Below are 17,795 nucleotides of genomic sequence, written 5' to 3'. Positions count from 1 at the left end.
CACGGTCAGGCCAGGGGTTGCTTCAGAGGGATTATCGGTCCAGTTGAATAGCGGCATTCGACTCAATGTGATCGAGCGCCTTCTCTAGTAGCGGGTGCGAAAGTAGAGCGGCGGTTTCGTCCCAGCGATCAAACCAGGGTTCCAGCCGTGAAGAAATAGCGCTCATGAGGTCTTTGACATCGTCAAAGATCAGAGCCGGTGACCGGCGAACCTGGGTTGATGGGCCACCCAGGCCAGGCATGGGTAGCCCAAAAACCACCGGCTCACAGTGGCTGATGCGATTTCGCGCCCAGTTGACGCGCTGCGTGAGCCTCGCTACGTGCCGACGTGGAACCTGTAGCGAATTCTTCAAACCCGGTTCCCAAACATCGCGCACATAGTGCGCACGGGTACCATCCTGTTTGCGTGTGCCCGTACCCAATAGGCTCACCCAGACGCCCAGCATGATTTGTGACACAATTTTCCCCGATGCCGCAGATGGCCCTGCATTGCGGACCGCATCTTGGAATGCACGCGCCGTATGGGCGTCAAGTTGATCATTAAGAGCGATGTACCAATGAGAACCAAAAGCGTCCGACATTCCTCGATGAATTGCTTCACGCAGGGCAACCTCGGCGATACGAACCGCCGCGTGCAGGTGGGAGGCAATATGACAGTCAAGAACATACAGCTCGATTGCCTCCCGTTCTCCCCGGGTGGCGGCACGAAAGCGGCGCAATCGCTGCGGCGCTAGGCTCCGAACGAGCGCCGCCTGCTCCTGGGGAGTGGGTTGCGGAATCATGCTTCCGAGCCTAGGGTGGAGACATAGTCCCCCGGCAGAGGCCGTAGTGGGTTTGGAAGCCGCCGTAGATCATCGATCACGGCGGCTTCATTTTTCCCCACATCGAGTTCGGCGTGAATTCAATGAAGTCTGCCACGAGACACCCCGCGGTTGCTGCAATGTTCCCCACACCCACACAGCCGCGGACATCGCGGGCATCCGCCGCATCGGTTGCGCGACTGGGGGTGGTGCAGGGCAAACGCTTTACGAAGGCTCACTCGCTTCGTAACATTTCCCCCGCGGACGGAATGAAATCGCCCATATCGCGGTTATTTCGAGTCATAACACCGACTTTTCGACATAATCTGTCATCGGTTGGGCGATGCTCGTCCCGACCGGGAAAATGGAAAAAATGACCCCCGCAGATATCTCCACCGTTGACGCCGCGGCCGCCCTCGAGGGCTGGCACCGCGCCCGCACCGCCTACGTGACCGGCGCCCACGGCCCGCTCTCGCTGGTGTTCACCCACTGGGGTCAGGCCGGAGAAGAACCTGTGGCCGAGGATGTGGCCCGCGCCGACTGGCCCGCCCACGTCATCTTCAGCCGTCTGCAGCGCGACAACATCGACAACGGCGAGCTTGAGCACGGCTACCGCATCTGGGACACCCAGTCCCCCGCTCAGCAGGCCTTCCAGGGCATCGGCTCGTATGGGTTCAACCCCGAGTGGATCATCGACGCCGAGTTCGAGTACGTGGACGAGTCTCGCTTCATGCCGTTTGAGCACCTGCGCGACTCCGGTGCCACCCGCGGCCTGCCCGTCTCGGGCGACATCGTGTTCACCCTGAACGGTGTCGAGCACCGCCTGGCCGCATTCGATGCCGGAGACAAGCTGCAACTCGTCTTCGCCGACGCCACCAGCCGCACCGACACCTATGCTTCGGGCCGCTTCCTGTTCATTCCGCGTCCGGACGTCTCGGCGGATCAGACCCCCGGAACCCGGTTCCCGGTCACCCTGGACTTCAACCACGCGGTGGTTCCGCCCTGTGGATTCTCCAATCAGATGAACTGTCCACTGCCCCCGGCCAGCAACCGCTTCACCGAGGCCATCACGGCCGGTGAAAAGAAGGTCATCTGGACCGAAGGTTTCTCCCTCTAGCCCCACCCTGGCTCGGCCGAATTCTGCCGCGTCCCCCGGGCGCGGCAGCTTTCTGCGCCCAAGATTTATCCCCTCCCCATCCTCCACAAGGAGCAATCACCATGTCATCTACCCGACGCCCCCGCCTGTTGGTGGGCCTGGCAGCCCTCGCGATCTCCGCGATTGCGCTGACCGGCTGCACCAGCAACGCAGGCTCCGGTACGTCCGGATCCGACAAGGACCCGATCAACGTCGGTTCGATCTACGAGCCCACGAGCCTCGACCCGATCAAGGGCGGCTCCTCCGGTATCACCGAGGCCTTCACCGGTAACGTCTACGAGGGCCTGTTCCGGATCACCGACGACGCCAAGGTTGAGCCCCTGCTCGCCACCGGCTACAAGGTCTCCGAAGACGGTCTCACCTACACCTTCCCGCTGCGCGAGGCGACCTTCCACTCCGGTGACCCGGTCACCGCCGAGGACGTGGTCTTCAGCCTCAACCGCATCCTGAGCCCCGAGTCGCTCGGTGCCCGCAAGAAGCAGCTCTCGGTGATCTCCAATGTGGTTGCCACCGACCCCAAGACCGTGACCGTGACCCTGTCGAAGAAGTCCTCGAGCTTCGTCTACAACCTCGGCTACGTGTGGATCATCAACCACAAGGCCAAGGACCTCACCAGCACCGAGGACGGCTCGGGTCCCTACACCCTCGCCGACTACCGCAAGGGTTCCTCGATTTCGCTGAGCCCGTACACCAAGTACTGGGGCGACAAGCCCAAGAACGCCGGGATCGAGTTCCACTACTACACCGACCCCACCGCACTGAACAACGCGCTGCTGACCGGACAGGTGGATGTGATCACCGGTCTGACCAGCCCGGACGCGCTGCCCCAGTTCGAGAAGTCGGGCAAGTTCAACATCATCGAGGGCACCTCGACCACCAAGGAACTGCTCGCCTTCAACGACCGGGTTGCCCCGTTCGACAACGTGCAGGTGCGTAAGGCCATCTACTCGGCCATCGACCGCAAGAAGCTCCTGGAGAGCATCTGGGACGGCCGCGGCCAGCTGATCGGTGCCATGGTTCCCCCGTCCGAGCCCGGCTACCTGGACCTCAAGGACAACAACCCCTACGACGTCGACCTGGCCAAGAAGCTGCTGGCCGAGTCCGGTCACGCCGACGGGTTCTCCTTCACCCTGGACACCCCGGACTCCGGCGTGCACCCCACCGTGGCCGAGTTCATCAAGGGTGAGCTGGCGAAGATCAACATCGATGTGAAGATCAACCTGATCACCGATGACAAGTGGGCCGAGAAGGTTTACGGCGCTCACGACTTCCAGGCCACCATGCAGGACCACGTGAACGACCGCGACATCTACTTCTACCAGAACCCCGATTTCTACTGGGGCTACAACAACGCCGACGTGCAGAAGTGGCTGGATGAGGCCGAGGCCGCCGCTACCCCGCAGGAGCAGTCGGACCTGATCGCCAAGGCCAATAAGCAGATCTCCGATGACGCGGCCAGCGTCTGGCTGTACCTCAACCCGCAGCTGCGGGTCGCCGCAAAGGACATCAAGGGTGTGCCGGTCAACGGCATGAACTCGCTGTTCTATGTGAGCAAGATCACCCGCGGCTAGGATTTCCTCATCGGATCCTATCTGCTGCGACGAACGGGACTGTTGCTGCTGAGCCTTGCGCTCGCGGTGACGGTCCTGTTCGTCGTGCTCCGACTGCTCGGCAACCCCGTCTATGCGCTGATCAACCTCGAGGCCACGCCCGAGGATATCCGCGCGGCCTCGGCGGCCCTGGGTGTTGACCGCCCCATCTTTGTGCAGTTTGCCGACTACATCGGCGGGCTGTTCCGCGGCGACCTCGGCACCTCCTTCAGCTCGCACCTGTCCGTATCCGACGAGATCCTGCGTCGCCTCAACGTGACCGTGCCGCTGACCCTGATCTCCTTCGCCCTCTCGGTGATCATTGCGATCCCGGTCGGGTTCATCGCCGCCTGGAAGTCCCGCACCTGGTACGGCACCGCGTTCTCAGCGATCAGCCAGCTCGGCGGCGCGATCCCCGTGTTCTGGGTGGGCATCCTGCTGGTCACGCTGTTTGCGCTGAACCTCGGGGTGCTGCCGGCCGGCGGGTTCCCGCGCCAGGACTGGGCCGATCCGCTGGATGCGCTCACCTCGCTCACGCTACCGGTGCTGACCATCGCGATCGTGTCCGGTTCGGAGCTTGCCCGTTATGTACGCAGCGCAACCCTCGACATCCTCGACCGCGACTATCTGCGTACCGCCCGCGCCCTGGGGCAGCCGTTCTCCACGGCGCTCTGGCGGCACGCGCTGCGCAACGGAATCGTCCCGGTGATCTCGATCCTGGCGATCCAGCTGGCCACCACCTTCGTGGGCGCGGTCGTAGTGGAGAACGTCTTTGCCCTGCCCGGACTCGGTGACATGCTGATCGCCGGAATCCGCCAACAAGACTTCCCCAACGTTCAGGGAGTACTCCTGTTTTCCACCGTCCTGGTCCTGGTGATCGGCTTCCTTGGCGACGTGCTGCAGCGCCTGCTTGATCCGCGCCTGCGCTCCTCTCTCTCCGGCAACCGCCGCGTGAAGGCCTCCGCATGAGCGCCATGAGCGGCTACGCCCGCGCTACTCATGCCATCCACAGGCGGCCCGGCAACCGCCGCGTGAAGGCCTCCGCATGAGCGCGCTGAGCGGCTACGCCCGCCCTACTCATGCCATCTACAGCCAGCCCGGCAACCGAAAGGCCTCCGCATGAGCGCCGTGATGACCCAGGGGGCCACCGTCCGCGGGTCGCGGCGACGTGCGCTCGGCTCGATCAACCTCGTGGTGGGCGGAATCCTGCTCGGGATCATCGTACTGGCCGCAATCGTCTCGATCTTCTGGACCCCGTTCGATCCGGCCGACACCACCGGTGGACGCCTGGCCGATCCCGACGGCACCCACTGGGCCGGCACCGACAAGCTCGGCCGCGACGTCTTCACCCAGCTGCTGATCGGTGCTCGCCTGGCAATCACCGTGGGGATCGGCTCGGTCCTGATCGCCGCGGTGCTCGGCATCCTGATCGGTCTGCTCGCCGGATTCTCCACCCGCTGGGTGGACGATGCCCTCACCAGCCTGCTGGATATCGCGATCGCCTTCCCCACCCTGCTGCTGGCGATGCTGATCGTCGCCTGGCGCGGTGCCTCGCTGGATTCGGCCATCATCGCGATCGGGCTCGCCGGTTCCGCGGTGATCGCCCGGCTCACCCGCGTGGTCACCCAGCGCATCCTCGCGCAGGACTATGTGACCGCCGCGCGGATCGCCGGAACCAGCACACTCGGTATCGCCCGGGAGCACGTGCTGCCGAACCTCTGGCCCACCCTCGTGGTGCCCGCGGCCCTGCAGTTTGGGGGCGCGGTCCTCGCCGAGGCCTCGCTGTCATACCTGGGACTGGGATCACCGCCGCCGAACGCATCCTGGGGACGCCTGCTGCAGGAGGCTCAGGCCACCGTAACCGTGGCTCCGCTCAGCGCGATCCTGCCCGGCATCCTGCTTGTGATCACCGTGGTGGGTGCGAACCTGCTCGCCGATGGCCTGCGTGAAAAGCTCGACCCAACCCTGCGGAGGGCCCAGTGACTGCACTCTCAGTACAGAACCTCTCGGTGCAGACCGAGGACCACCGCGCGCTGGTGTCCGATGTCTCGTTCGAGCTGCCCGCCGGGCAGCGCCTCGGCATCATCGGCGAGTCCGGCTCGGGCAAGAGCCTCACCGCCCTCGCCGTCCTGGGCCTGCTCCCCTCCGGCCTGCGCGCCTCGGGGAGCATCCGCCTGGGCAACACCGAGCTGGTGGGTGCCTCGGCGCGCACCCTCAATGGCGTGCGCGGATCGGGAATCGCCGCGGTCTTCCAGGAGCCGCTAACCGCACTGGATCCGCTGATGCGGATCGGTGAACAGCTCGCCTGGCCGCTCTCCCATCACCGCGGTCTGCGCGGGGACGCCCTGCAGAGGGCGATCATCGAGGCGCTGGCGGCGGTCGCGCTGCCCAACCCCGAGAAGATCGCCAGGTCCTACATTCACGAGGTCTCCGGTGGACAGCGCCAGCGAGTGGCCATCGCCCTCGCCCTGGCCTGCAACCCCGACATTCTGATCGCCGATGAGCCCACCACGGCCCTCGACATCAGCGTGCAGGCCGAGATCCTCGACCTGCTGGACGGCGCCGTGCGGGAGCGCGGGATGTCCCTGCTGCTGATCAGCCATGATCTTGCCGTGGTGTCCCAGATGACCGAACAGCTGCTGGTGCTGCGCGGGGGCGAGGGCATCGAACAGGGCCCGACCCGGCAATTGCTCACGACTCCGGAGGCCGAATACACCCGGCTGTTGGTGAACACCGCCCGCAGCCTCGAAGCTTACCTGCCCGAGGTGTCCGCGCTGCCCAAGGCTCCGGTGCCGCTCGATGACCCCGCGCGTGCCGACGATCCCGCACAGTCTCCCGGCAACCCGCCCGGCCACGCCAATCCGAACACGAACCCGGTGGAGAACCAGGCATGAACGAATACCTCCTCGCCGCGGACAACGTGGACTTCCGCTATCCGGGTCGCGACACCAACACCCTGCACGGCATCACCCTGGCCCTGCGCCGCGGCGAACGCGTAGGCTTGGTCGGCGAATCCGGCGCGGGAAAATCAACCATCCTGCGTCTCCTCCTCGGGCTGGATGCACCCACCGGCGGGGCCGTGCGCTTCCAGGGCCAGCCGCTGAACCTTCGTGATCGCGCCGGGCTGCGCGGATTCCGGAGCGCGGTACAGAACGTGTTCCAGGATCCCTACGGCGCCCTGGATCCGCGCGCCACCGTGGGACGCACCATCACCGAGCCCCTGCGCTCCCTGGGGATCGAGCGCGACCGCGAGGCCCTGAAATCCCGCGTCGCCGATCTGCTGGCCGCCGTGGATCTACCCGCCGATGCCGCCGACCGCTATCCGCACGCCTTCTCCGGCGGGCAGCGCCAGCGGATCGCGATCGCCCGCGCCCTGGCTCCCAACCCGCGGCTGATCCTCGCCGACGAGCCGGTGTCGGCCCTCGACATGTCGGTTCGCACCCAGATCATCGAGTTGCTGCGCGGCCTCGGCCGGGCGGATGCGTCGGTTCCGGATGAAAACCAGACCGGACTCCTTCTGGTCTCCCACGACCTCAGCATCGTTGCCGCGCTCTGTGATCGCGTGGCCGTGCTGCAGGACGGACGCATCGTCGAGGAGGGCCACACCTCCGAGGTTTTGGCGAATCCACAGCACCCCTACACCCGCACCCTGCTGGCAGCCATTCCCCGCCTGCCCCGCGCCGAAGGATAGTCCGGGTAGACTAAAGCGTCACCGACGAAGGAGGACATCATGAGTTCCACCGATGATGCGGCCCAGGCCAGCGCCGAGGAAACCAAGCGGAAGTTCCGCGAGGCCCTCGAACGTAAAAAGCAGCGTGCCCAGGGAGGCGAGGACCACCTCGATTCCACCGGGAGCGTGCGCCAGACCCAGGGCAAGGCGCCGAGTCAGCGCCAGTTCCGCCGCAAGGCCGGCGGATAAGCACCAGGTCCAGCACACAAACCGCCACGATCCAGCACGGACCGTGGCGGTTTTGTTTTGCCCGCCGTGCGACGAACATGTTCGTTCCTGAGAGTTCACCCCACGCGCCTGGATGAACGAACGTGTTCGTTCTATGGTGTGAGCATGACATCATCCGTTGGCAGTCGCCGTGAACGCCCCGCTAAGCCCCCGCTGTCGCGGGAGTGGATCATCGCCGAAACGATCCAAATCGCCCAGACCGAGGGCCTCGCCAAGGCCACCATGCGTCGCGTGGCGAACGCCCTCGACACCGGGCCCGCATCCCTGTACGTCTACATTTCAAACACTGCGGAGCTGCACGCGGCCGTCACCGACGAGCTGACCGGCACCCTGCCCGAGGATCCCGAAGGCACCTGGGCCGAACGGCTGGAGGCGCTACTCGGTGCCTACAGCCAGCTACTCTTCAGCTACCCCGGGTTGGCTCGATCCGCACTCCAGCTGCGTCCCATGGGACCCAACACGGTGAAGCTTTTTGACCGCGTGCTCGGCCTGCTCCTGGAGGGTGGCGTCGCCGCCGACCGGGCAGCCTGGGGTGCCGACATTCTGGTGCAGCACGCCACCGCGAGCGCCGCCGAACACAGCGCTCCCGCCCCCGAGGACGCCTATGCCGGGGCCTTCGCCCCCGATGTGGTGGCCTCCATTAGCACGACCATCCGTGAGGCCGACGCCCGCGAGGTCCCGCACGTCGCCGAACACGCCGAGCTGCTCCTCTCGGGCACCCCCGACCAGCGAGCCTCCTGGGCCATTCGCGCACTGATCGCCGGCATCACCGCCACCCCCCTTCCCCGCTGAGTCGAACGAACCTCCCGGACGCGCACCGCGCCGTCCCGAAGTCTCGACCGCACACCCGTCTATTTCAAAGGAACACCCTCATGACCACACACTTCCCCATCGTTATTCTCGGCGGCGGCCTGGGCGGCCTCACCGCCGCCCGCGTCCTGCACCTCGGCGGCATCGAGGCGGCCGTCTTCGACCTGGAACCCGACCGTCACGCCCGTGTTCAGGGTGGCATGCTGGATATCCACATCTATAACGGCCAGCTGGCGATCCGCGCCGCGGGCCTCTGGGAGCCCTTCACCGGCCTCATCCACCCGGGCGGCGAGTCCATGCGCATTCTCGATCACACCGCGACCGTGCTGGTCGAGCAGGAGGATGACGGCGAGCTCAACCGTCCCGAGGTCGAGCGCGGCCAGCTGCGTGATCTGCTGATCGATTCCCTCCCCGAGGGCACCATCCGTTGGGGACGTAAGGCTCGCTCGGTGCGTGAGGTTCCCGGACATCCCGGACGTCACGCGATCGAGTTCACCGATGGCGAGATCATCACCACCGACCTTCTGATCGGTGCCGATGGAGCCTGGTCTAAGGTGCGCCCGCTGCTCACCGATTTAACCCCGTCCTATACCGGCATCTCGTTCATCGAGGCCGACCTGCACGACGCCGATGCCCGCCACCCGCACGAGGCCGCGGCGATGGGCGCTGGCATGATGATGTCCTTCCGCGGCAATACCGGCATCCTCGGTCACCGCGAAACCGACGGCTCACTGCACACCTACGTGGGATTCCAGGTCCCCGAGTCCTGGATCGACACCGTCGACTGGAACGATGCAGCCGCCGCTACCGCCGCGGTCCTGGATCGCCTGGAGGGCTGGGATGAGTCGCTGCGCGGCCTGATTGCCCACGCTGACACCGCCCTCACCCCGCGCCGGATCAACGCCCTGCCGGTAGGCATCAGCTGGGCGCGCGTCCCCGGGGTGACCCTGCTGGGCGATGCGGCGCACGTGATGAGCCCCTTTGCCGGCGAGGGCGCCAACATCGCCATGTACGACGCCTCGGAGCTAGCCCAGGCAATCATCGATCACCCGGGTGACACCGAGGCGGCCCTGACCGCCTATGAGCAGGCCCTGTTTCCGCGCGCGGCCGAAGCCGCCGGAGATTCCGCCGAGAGTCTGGAGATGATGTTCAGCGCGGATTCCCCGCGCCCCCTGGTCGAGATGTTCACCCGATTCGCCGGAGAGGACGAGCCCGGCGAAGACGAGCCCGGCGTAGGCGAGGCCAGGGCGTAAGTGCCGAGATCGGACCGGCCGAGCTCGGAAGCCCCGGGCGTAAAACAGCCGGGGAAGACGATCGCAAAGCGGTCGTCCCGACAGCGAGCCGGAACTAGACCCGCGGCACCACGTCAATCGCGCCGGTTTCGGTGCGTTCGGGCTCATTCGGGGTGAAGGTCCAGACGATCGCGCCGACCATGAGCAGCGCCCCGGTCACGGCAAATGCCGGGCCGAAGCCCACCAGGTCGGCCAGGGCACCGATCACCAGCGGACCAATCACCGCGCCGAGGTCGGACACCATCTGGAACGTGGCCAGGACCGGTCCACCCCGGTGGTGCCGCCCCACCACATCGGCCACCACGGCCTGCTGCGAGGGCGCGCACAGTCCGGTTCCCACGCCGGCAATCGCACAGAGAACCAGCGAGATCACCAGGTTGTCGGCGAATCCAAACAGCGCGGTGGCGACCCCGGCCAGGGCCATGCCACCGATGATAAAGGGGCGGCGACCATAGCGGTCGGACCAGCGTCCGGCCGGCAGGATGATCGCCGCGTTGCCCAGCGCGAAGGTGGTCAGTGCCAGGGCTGCGGCCGATGCGGTGCCGGGGAAGAAGGCGGCCATCACCACCGGGACCAGGGCTACCCGCACCCCAAAGGCGGTCCATCCGTTGGCGAAGTTGGCGGCCACGGCGGCGCGGTAGGGTTTGCGAGCCCAGGCGGCGGCGAGGGTCAGGACGGGGCGCACATCCACGCCGGTCCCGGCCACTCCACCGGGCTCGGTCCCCGCGGGAACCTGAACCCGGCCAAGCGCCAGCGCCACCACGGCGCAGGCTGCAAACAGGGCGATGGCGTAGATCACAAACGGGGCGTGCAGCCCGAAGGGCGCGGCCAGGGCACCGAGGATCGGTCCGGCCACGCCACCGATCAGGAAGCTCCCCGAATACAGGCTGGAGATGCGGGCGCGCATGCTGGCCGGGCTGATCCGAATCAGCAGGCCCATCGCCGACACGGTGAACATGGTGGACCCGATGCCGGCGACCGCCCGCAGCGCCACCAGCTGCCAGTACTCCCCCGCAAACGCGCAGGCCCCGGTGCTGATGGCCACGATCAGCAGACCCGAAATGTAGATGTGCTTCTCACCAAAGCGCTGGACGAGCCAGCCCGAGGCGGGGGCGAAGATCAGCCGCATGGCGGCAAACACACTCACCACCGCGGAGATCTCGGTGTTGCCCACGCCGAAGCGCTGGGCGTAGAGCGGCAGCACGGGCGCGACGATGCCGTACCCCAGGGCAATCACAAATGAGGCGGCTACCAGCACCCATACTTCGCGCGGAACGGCGGAACGATGCGGCACGGCACCCCTTCTTCGGAAATCAAACAATCTCCTCAGAATACCGCTCGTTAGGGTGGTGCCGTGCCGGGGTGTCGTGACTAGTGCTGGTCCGCGTCGCCCGCGGCAACCTCCGCCTTGGGCTTATTGCGCGACTTCACCAGGCTGGCCACGGTGGCGATGGCCATCGAGGCGAGGATGACCGCAAGCGAGGTCCAGGTGGAAATCTCCGGGGCCCACTCGAAGCTCTGCCCGCCGTTGATGAACGGCAGCTCGTTCTCGTGCATCGCGTGCAGCACCAGCTTCACGCCGATGAAGGCCAGGATGAAGGCGATTCCGTACTTGAGGTATTCCAGGCGCTCGAGCAGGCCGCCCAGCAGGAAGTAGAGCTGACGCAGACCCATCAGCGCAAACACGTTGGCGGTGAACACGATGAAGGGGCTCTGCGTGATGCCAAAGATCGCCGGGATCGAGTCCAGGGCGAAGAGCAGGTCGGTGGTACCGATCGAGATGAACACGATGATCATCGGGGTCCAGTAGCGACGCCCGTTGATCGTGGTGCGCAGCTTGTTCTCGTCGTAGTCGTCGGCAACCTTCATCCGCTTCTTCAGCCACAGCGTGAAACGGTTATCCTCCTGCTCGCCGTCGTGGCCAAACGCCTGCTGCCAGGCGGTGTAGAGCAGCCAGGCACCAAACAGGTAGAAGATGAAGGAGAAGTTCTCAATCAGCGCGGCACCGGCGAGGATGAAGACACCGCGCAGCACCAGGGCGATGATGATGCCCACCATCAGCACCTCTTGCTGGAACTTTCGTGGCACCGAGAAGCGGGCCATGATGATCACAAACACAAAGAGGTTATCGATCGAGAGCGAATACTCGGTGAGCCAACCGGCGACAAACTGGCCGGCAAACTCGTGTCCGGCGAGGAAGTACATCAGGACCGCAAAGATCAGGGCCAGGGCCACATAGAAGCTCACCCACAGGGCGGATTCCTTCATCGAGGGAATGTGCGGGCGCTTGGTGACGATGAGCAGATCGGCCACGAGGACCAGAACGAGAACCACACACGTGATGATCTCGAAGAGAAGCGGTAACTGGGGGTGCATTTTATCCTTCACGATGATGCCCGAGCAGGGCAAAGCCGTGAAAGTCTCTCCCGCAGTTAGATAACTGCCGCCGCGCCCGGACCCACCGTCGTGGTGGATCGTGATGACGATCGCGGCGTGATGGGATACTCCCCTTCGCGTGGATCAGCATATCGTATCCATCGAGGCTTGGACAGCCGGAGATAAGCGAGGCTCCGATTACCGCTCTCCCCCGTCGGCGTATCGGAGCCTCGCGAACCGGGATGCTTCCCCCGAAGCTCCCGCGTTCAACGGGCCGCGAAGGCCCATCTCGCTGAAGCTACCGCGTGAGTGTGTGGGTTCCCTCCATGCCCGGAAGCGAATATTCGACATACCGGGGTGGCGGATCCTAGACGTCGAGGGTGGGCGGTGCCTGACGCGGCCGCGAGGACTGGACCGCTCCGGCACTCGCACACACGATCAGCACAATCGCCAGCGCCTCAAACAGGCCCAGGGTTTGCCCCAGGACAAACAACCCGGCAAGGGCGGCGACCACCGGGCCCAGGGACATCAGCACCGAGAACACTGCGGTGGGCAATCGCCGCAGAGCGTTGAGCTCGGCCGCATAGGGAATGGTGGAGGACATGATCGCGATCAGCAGTCCCAGCGCCAGGATCTGCGGGGCAAGCACCGAGCCTCCGGAGGCGATCAGGCCGAAGGGCAGGATCATGACCGCACCGATGGTCATGGCGATGGCCAGGCCATCCAGCCCCTGGAAACTCGCCCCGGTCCGGGCCGAGGTCACGATGTAGAGTGCCCACATGACGCCGGCCGATAGGGCAAGCAGCACGCCGATCGGGTCCATGGTGCCCCAGCCTCCGTGTCCGAGGAGCGCGACACCGGCCAGCGCCAGCGCAGCCCAGAGCCAGCGCATGCGGCCCCGCCCGGTAATAACCGAGAGCGTCAGCGGTCCGAGCACCTCGATGGCGACGGCCGGACCCAGCGGGATGCGATCGATCGCCAGGTAAAACAGGGTGTTCATGAGCATCAGCGAGAACGCGAAGCCGACAACCGTGAGCCACTGGGCTCGGGAGCGCCCGCGCAGGCTGGGGCGCGCGATCAGGAGCAGCAGAATCGCCGAGAACCCCATCCGCAGGGCCACCATGCCCAGAGCCCCGGTCTGCGGAAACACCAGAATCGCAATGGCCGCACCGACGTCCTGGCAGGCCATCCCGGCGAGAACCAGGGCCACACCGGTCAGACGACCCTTGGATGATGCGGCGGCGCTCATTCAGATTCCTCACTCGATGATCGGGCCGCGTCATCGGGTGAGCATCGGCGCAAAGCAAAACTCCCCCGGATGAACCGAGGGAGTTTTAGTGTGGTGATCCCAACGGGATTTGAACCCGTGCCGCCGCCGTGAGAGGGCGGTGTCCTAGGCCGCTAAACGATGGGACCGAACTACCTGATAAGTATGACACACAACCACCGCCGGGCAAAAATCCGGCGTGTCGCCGGCGCTCGCACCCCGACAAACACAAAGCGGGTTTTCATCCGGAGATGAAAACCCGCTTTAGTGGTGATCCCAACGGGATTTGAACCCGTGCCGCCGCCGTGAGAGGGCGGTGTCCTAGGCCGCTAAACGATGGGACCGAACACAGTCATGTACACATCACTGCTATGTAACTTCGTTTTACCTGCTCACACCCCGATTGCTCGAGGTGATTGCGATGGTGATCCCAACGGGATTTGAACCCGTGCCGCCGCCGTGAGAGGGCGGTGTCCTAGGCCGCTAAACGATGGGACCGAAGCAACGTGTAAAAGTATGCCACGGGATTCGAGGTGGACACAAATCGAGCCGCAACACGCCCCGTCAGCGGGCGTGTTTGGGGGTCTTTTGCCGCAGATCGGGGGCGAGTTTTTTGCGGCAAAACCAGCCAAAACAGTTTTCGGCGACACACCCGTGGGCGTGTCGCCGAAGCTGGCGTGGAGGGAGAGGGAGGTCTGAGGCTGCCCGGGAGCTAGGTGCCGTCGCCGAACGACTCGGCTCGGGTCCGAGGGAGGGCGTCGACTAGTTGCCGTCGCCGAACGACTCGGCTCGGGTCCGAGGCGGCGTGGCGGCTAGTTGCCGTCGAACGCGCGGTTGACCTCGCTGAGCATCGGCGGGTTCGCCCCGGGCCACTCGCAGGCGAGGGACGCGGCGGCGTTGGCGAAGCGGAGGTGTTCGATCCACTCGGTGGGTCCCTGACGCAGCAGCGCGGCGGGGTCCTTGCCGACGCCGCTGAGCAGGCGGTAGAGCAGGGCGGCGACAAAGGTGTCGCCGGCGGCCACGGTGTCCACCACGGTGGTGGGGCGCGCGGGTACGTCTACCGGTCGGACGCCCGGGCGGTATAGGCTGACCCCGTCGCCTCCGCGGGTGAGGACCACGGCGCGCGACCGGGACCAGATTTCGGCAACCTCGCCGGGCAGGCGGTCGGGGTAGAGCCAGCGCAGGTCTCCCACGCTGGTCTTAACGATGTGAGCCGACGCGACCAGGCGGGAGACCCGCTCGTGCTCGCGTTCGCGGGAAACCCCGAGGCTCGGCTGGAGGTTGAGGTCGAAGGAGATCAGGGTCTTGCCGGCGGCGAAGATTTTCTCGACGTGATCGGCGATGACCGAGGCTCCCGGTTCCATGATCGCCGCGAGCGATCCGAGGTGCAGCGCGCGGGCACCCTTTCCGAGCGAGGCCAGTTCGGCGTCGGTCCACTGCCAGTCGGCGGTGCCGTTGATATAGAAGGAGTATTCGGCCGCTCCCCCCTGCCCGCGATTAGCGACGGCGACGGAGGTGGGCTCGGAGGCCTGGACGCAGTCGTCGAGGGCGACGCCGTTTCGACGCAGGTTCTCCCCCACGAGGGCGCCGAAGCGGTCGTTGCCGAGGCGTCCGAAGAAGCGGGTGTTGATGCCGAGTCGGGTCAGCGCGATCGCGACGTTGGCTGGGGCTCCTCCGGGCGTGGGACGGTATCGCCCATCCGCCTCTTGAATGAGATCAATCAGGGCCTCGCCCACTACCGCTACAACCACGAACGCTCCACTTCATCTCGCGAGGCTACCGGGTGGTATCCGCGATCCCTCTGAGTATATCCACCCCGGGATTCCGCGAACTGACAGCTGTCTGCGATCGCCGCACACCCGTCCATTCTGTTCCCCGCAATGACACTCGCTCGGACTAGCCTGGGTGCATGACACTGACACTTGGATTCATCGGACTCGTTACCTCGGACATGCCCGCGGCCCTGGCCTTCTACCGTGCTCTCGGGGTCGACATCCCCGCCGGCGCGGAATCCGCGCCCCATGTGGACGCGGTCCTGCCGGATGGGACCACGCTGGCCTGGGACACGGTCGAGGTGATCCGCTCGTTTGATCCGAATTACGCGGTTGCGGGCGGCGGACACCGGATCGCCCTGGCGTTTGCCCATGAGACTCCGACCGAGGTGGATGCCACCTTCGCCCGACTCGAGGCCGCCGGATACACGGGCCACGTGGCACCGTGGGACGCACCCTGGGGTCAGCGCTATGCAACCATCCTGGACCCGGATGGCAACTCGATCGACCTCTTCGCACCGCTTTCCGAGGCCTAGGGTCCTGCCCCGACGTGTGGATGATACGTCGGGGCAGGGGCCTCGGCACGCGTTAGGCGCCGCGGCGGCGTAGCAGGATTCCGCCGCCGGCGAGCAGCAGGATCAGGGCGAGCATGGCTGCCGCACCGATCAGTCCGGCCGGCGCACCGGTGTCACCGAGCCGGCCGCCGGGAGGATTTGTTCCTACATCGGTCGGGGTTCCGGGTCCGGCGATGATCGTCGGGGAGCCCGGGGTCGGCGAGGCCGACGGGCCAACCGGCCCTCCGGTCGGCGTGACCGATGCCGACGGCGTCGGCGAGGGGGTGTCCGGTCCACCGGTTGGAGTGGGGGTCGGCGTCGGAGTTGGCGTTGGGGTGGGAGTAGGCGTCGGCGTCGGAGTCGGCGTCGGCGTCGGCGTCGGCGTCGAGAAGATCGTGTTGTGGATCGTTGCCTCGGCGACGGGCTCCTGAACGGTGTCCCCCGTTTCGGCCGTCAGACGCACCCGGAATTTACTGAGGTCGGTGCCCGCGGGGAGCGTGCCCACCACGACGGGAAACGTGGTCGCCGTGGACGCCGGATCCAGGGTGATGATCTGCGAGTGCGCGATGTAGTCGGTTCCCGCCGTTGCGGTTCCGTTTTCGGTGGCGACCGTGGCCGTCGACGGAAGCTCGCCCGGGGTCACCACGCGGACGGTGAAGGTCGCGTTGGCACCGGCCGTGACCGGTCCCCCGCCCTCGATGGTGAGGACCCAGCGCTGCATCTCGACCGCGCCCACGTCGCCCGCGGCACCCGAGATTCGCGGCTTCCCGCGCTGATCGGTGCCGAGCGGGCTCGTGGCCGCGGCGGTGTCCAGCAGCGGAGAGGTCGCGTTCAGCAGGCGCACCGGCAGTCCATTGGCGGCGGGCGCGAGGGGTGCGAGTCCCAGGTCGGCCGCGGCAATTACCCGATTTCCACTGGGGAACTCGGGCACGTTCACGGTGAAGACGCTGTCGGCGGCGGTGTGGGTGGCCTTCACCACGTCGAACAGCTGCGTGGTCCCGCTATCGATCACCGTATTGGCGAGGTGCGCGGTCAGCGAGGCATTGTCGGGGGTGTTGAGGGTGCCCTGAATGGTCGAGTGATCGATATCCACCACGGTGTCGGAGATCTTTCCCTGGTGCTGCTGGAAGAAGGAGAACAGACGGGTGTCGGGGAAACCCTGAATCGTCGAGTTCTCGATGACCACGCGGTCGTTCACCGGTACACCGCCGGGACCGGGGGTATTAACATCGGAGTAGAGAATGGGTGCCGGGGTCGTGCGGATGATCGAGGTTGCCGACAGGCGCACACTCGGGCCGCGCTGCTGGTTCGGGGCGAACACGTTCCCGAATCGAATGACGCCGCCCACCGGGGAGAAGGTCGAATCGGTGATCACGCTGTCCCGAAGGTCAAGAGCCGGGGAATCACCGGGGCGGGTCGCAAAGACCGCCCCCACGCGGATGGCCGCATCACCGATTTCACCGTTGCCGATGTGGGTAAATGTGGTGCGCTCGACCAGCAGGTTACTACCCGCGGACCCGTCCAGGCCCGCCACGAGAATGCCGTAGTTTCCCTGGCCCGAAAACACCGATTCACGCACCACAAACGGGGTTCCGGGCTGAACTGCCCCGACCCCCAGGCCGATGTCCCCACCGGTGAACGTGACGCGTTCGATCAGCACCGGGTTGCTTGGCTCCTCGGGCACGATCGATCGGATAAAGCCGGTGAGATCGGAGTCTCGAACCGTCAGGCTTCCGGCCCCACTCAATGCCTGAATACCGATCGCCTGCGGCTGGGTGCCGCCGACGTTAATCCCCTCAAAGGTCAACCCCGCACCGGAGGTAACCCGAATCAGCGCGTTTGGGTTTTGCGGCTGAGACGAGTGCACGGTGGGACGCGAACCCCCGGCCCCACGAATGGTCAGGGTGGTCGATATCTGAAGCTGCCCCTGAGAGATGGGGATATCCCACCCCGCGGGAATCTCGATCACATCGCCCGACTGCGCCTGGGCAAGGGCCGAGCGGAGGGAACCCGCGTCCCCGTCCACGGTCGTGGTGACGGTCAGGGTGGCCGCCTGAGCCGGAAGGACCGCGGCGAACACACTCGCGCCGACGATGAGGATGGTGGCGGAGCACGCCGCAACCAGTTTTTTGAACACCAGAACCCCTTTTCAATACAAACTATATTGATTCGGAATCTATCAGCGCGACACGCCGATCGCACTAGCGCGCGATGATCGTTAT

Annotated in this window: 16 protein-coding genes and 3 tRNA genes; 10 read left to right on the top strand and 9 right to left on the bottom strand. The window is 65.7% G+C overall.

All coding sequences use genetic code 11. From position 1 onward, the window contains the following. Window positions 1-31: 31 nt before the first annotated feature. On the bottom strand, window positions 32-781 hold the full coding sequence (locus tag IE92_RS18380) for a hypothetical protein (RefSeq protein WP_156027517.1): 750 nt from the start codon (window positions 779-781) through the stop codon (window positions 32-34). Window positions 782-1,172: 391 nt separating this feature from the next. Here IE92_RS18380 and IE92_RS0111610 point away from each other — a divergent pair, with 391 nt between their 5' ends. The 9 genes from IE92_RS0111610 (at window position 1,173) to IE92_RS0111570 (ending at window position 9,565) form a co-directional block, all read left to right on the top strand. Next, window positions 1,173-1,916, top strand: a complete 744-nt coding sequence (locus tag IE92_RS0111610; protein WP_245601266.1) for a DUF1684 domain-containing protein — start codon at window positions 1,173-1,175, stop codon at window positions 1,914-1,916. Window positions 1,917-2,017: 101 nt separating this feature from the next. Next, entirely contained in the window at window positions 2,018-3,526 is a 1,509-nt protein-coding gene (locus tag IE92_RS0111605; RefSeq protein WP_030148658.1) for an ABC transporter substrate-binding protein, read from the top strand. 9 nt (window positions 3,527-3,535) lie between these two features. Beyond that, window positions 3,536-4,513, top strand: coding sequence for an ABC transporter permease (locus IE92_RS0111600; protein WP_030148657.1), 978 nt, complete (start codon window positions 3,536-3,538; stop codon window positions 4,511-4,513). Window positions 4,514-4,663: 150 nt separating this feature from the next. After that, the gene (locus IE92_RS0111595; RefSeq protein ID WP_030148656.1) at window positions 4,664-5,527 is read left to right on the top strand and encodes an ABC transporter permease; all 864 of its coding nucleotides are present in this window, start codon (window positions 4,664-4,666) and stop codon (window positions 5,525-5,527) included. Continuing rightward, complete coding sequence (locus tag IE92_RS0111590) at window positions 5,524-6,438, top strand: ATP-binding cassette domain-containing protein (protein ID WP_081863877.1); 915 nt, start codon at window positions 5,524-5,526, stop codon at window positions 6,436-6,438. The genes IE92_RS0111595 and IE92_RS0111590 overlap by 4 nt, the downstream gene beginning before the upstream one ends. Next, a complete protein-coding gene (locus IE92_RS0111585; protein WP_030148654.1) occupies window positions 6,435-7,235 on the top strand; it encodes an ABC transporter ATP-binding protein in 801 nt (266 codons plus the stop codon). The genes IE92_RS0111590 and IE92_RS0111585 overlap by 4 nt, the downstream gene beginning before the upstream one ends. 39 nt (window positions 7,236-7,274) lie before the next feature. Continuing rightward, on the top strand, window positions 7,275-7,463 hold the full coding sequence (locus tag IE92_RS0111580; protein ID WP_030148653.1) for a DUF5302 domain-containing protein: 189 nt from the start codon (window positions 7,275-7,277) through the stop codon (window positions 7,461-7,463). Between the two features lie 144 nt (window positions 7,464-7,607). Beyond that, entirely contained in the window at window positions 7,608-8,294 is a 687-nt protein-coding gene (locus tag IE92_RS0111575) for a TetR/AcrR family transcriptional regulator (protein ID WP_030148652.1), read from the top strand. Between the two features lie 80 nt (window positions 8,295-8,374). After that, window positions 8,375-9,565 (top strand): FAD-dependent oxidoreductase, encoded by a 1,191-nt coding sequence (locus IE92_RS0111570; protein WP_051701569.1) that lies wholly within the window; start codon window positions 8,375-8,377, stop codon window positions 9,563-9,565. 94 nt (window positions 9,566-9,659) lie between these two features. Here the strand turns inward: IE92_RS0111570 and IE92_RS0111565 are convergent, their stop codons facing one another. From IE92_RS0111565 to IE92_RS0111535, 7 genes are all read right to left on the bottom strand, one after another. Then, the gene (locus tag IE92_RS0111565) at window positions 9,660-10,898 is read right to left on the bottom strand and encodes an MFS transporter (RefSeq protein WP_051701570.1); all 1,239 of its coding nucleotides are present in this window, start codon (window positions 10,896-10,898) and stop codon (window positions 9,660-9,662) included. Between the two features lie 77 nt (window positions 10,899-10,975). Then, the gene (locus IE92_RS0111560; protein WP_030148649.1) at window positions 10,976-11,980 is read right to left on the bottom strand and encodes a TerC family protein; all 1,005 of its coding nucleotides are present in this window, start codon (window positions 11,978-11,980) and stop codon (window positions 10,976-10,978) included. A 367-nt stretch (window positions 11,981-12,347) separates the two neighbouring features. Continuing rightward, window positions 12,348-13,229, bottom strand: coding sequence for an EamA family transporter (locus tag IE92_RS0111555; protein WP_043321526.1), 882 nt, complete (start codon window positions 13,227-13,229; stop codon window positions 12,348-12,350). A 91-nt stretch (window positions 13,230-13,320) separates the two neighbouring features. Beyond that, window positions 13,321-13,396, bottom strand: a tRNA-Glu gene (locus IE92_RS0111550). A 119-nt stretch (window positions 13,397-13,515) separates the two neighbouring features. Beyond that, window positions 13,516-13,591: transfer RNA gene (locus tag IE92_RS0111545), tRNA-Glu, on the bottom strand. A gap of 78 nt (window positions 13,592-13,669) precedes the next feature. Continuing rightward, window positions 13,670-13,745, bottom strand: a tRNA-Glu gene (locus tag IE92_RS0111540). Window positions 13,746-14,059: 314 nt separating this feature from the next. Then, on the bottom strand, window positions 14,060-14,998 hold the full coding sequence (locus IE92_RS0111535) for a carbohydrate kinase family protein (RefSeq protein ID WP_030148647.1): 939 nt from the start codon (window positions 14,996-14,998) through the stop codon (window positions 14,060-14,062). A 158-nt stretch (window positions 14,999-15,156) separates the two neighbouring features. On the opposite strand from IE92_RS0111535, the gene IE92_RS0111530 reads away from it, so the two are divergent. Beyond that, a complete protein-coding gene (locus IE92_RS0111530) occupies window positions 15,157-15,555 on the top strand; it encodes a VOC family protein (protein WP_030148646.1) in 399 nt (132 codons plus the stop codon). A 52-nt stretch (window positions 15,556-15,607) separates the two neighbouring features. On the opposite strand, the gene IE92_RS18375 is transcribed toward IE92_RS0111530, so the two are convergent. Further along, window positions 15,608-17,710 carry a choice-of-anchor Q domain-containing protein gene (locus IE92_RS18375; protein ID WP_043321527.1) on the bottom strand — a complete coding sequence of 701 codons (2,103 nt, stop codon included), beginning with the start codon at window positions 17,708-17,710 and terminating at the stop codon, window positions 15,608-15,610. Window positions 17,711-17,795: the final 85 nt, after the last annotated feature.

It is taken from the genome of Mycetocola saprophilus (genome assembly GCF_000718085.1).
In the GTDB taxonomy this organism is placed as follows: Bacteria; Actinomycetota; Actinomycetes; order Actinomycetales; family Microbacteriaceae; genus Mycetocola; species Mycetocola saprophilus.
This window is presented reverse-complemented; position numbering and strand designations above follow the sequence as displayed.

Coding starts and splice junctions, on each gene's coding strand:
- IE92_RS18380 (WP_156027517.1), bottom strand. CDS start 781: ATGATTCCGCAACCCACTCCCCAGGAGCAGGCGGCGCTCGTTCGGAGC.
- IE92_RS0111610 (WP_245601266.1), top strand. CDS start 1,173: ATGACCCCCGCAGATATCTCCACCGTTGACGCCGCGGCCGCCCTCGAG.
- IE92_RS0111605 (WP_030148658.1), top strand. CDS start 2,018: ATGTCATCTACCCGACGCCCCCGCCTGTTGGTGGGCCTGGCAGCCCTC.
- IE92_RS0111595 (WP_030148656.1), top strand. CDS start 4,664: ATGAGCGCCGTGATGACCCAGGGGGCCACCGTCCGCGGGTCGCGGCGA.
- IE92_RS0111585 (WP_030148654.1), top strand. CDS start 6,435: ATGAACGAATACCTCCTCGCCGCGGACAACGTGGACTTCCGCTATCCG.
- IE92_RS0111580 (WP_030148653.1), top strand. CDS start 7,275: ATGAGTTCCACCGATGATGCGGCCCAGGCCAGCGCCGAGGAAACCAAG.
- IE92_RS0111575 (WP_030148652.1), top strand. CDS start 7,608: ATGACATCATCCGTTGGCAGTCGCCGTGAACGCCCCGCTAAGCCCCCG.
- IE92_RS0111570 (WP_051701569.1), top strand. CDS start 8,375: ATGACCACACACTTCCCCATCGTTATTCTCGGCGGCGGCCTGGGCGGC.
- IE92_RS0111560 (WP_030148649.1), bottom strand. CDS start 11,980: ATGCACCCCCAGTTACCGCTTCTCTTCGAGATCATCACGTGTGTGGTT.
- IE92_RS0111555 (WP_043321526.1), bottom strand. CDS start 13,229: ATGAGCGCCGCCGCATCATCCAAGGGTCGTCTGACCGGTGTGGCCCTG.
- IE92_RS0111530 (WP_030148646.1), top strand. CDS start 15,157: ATGACACTGACACTTGGATTCATCGGACTCGTTACCTCGGACATGCCC.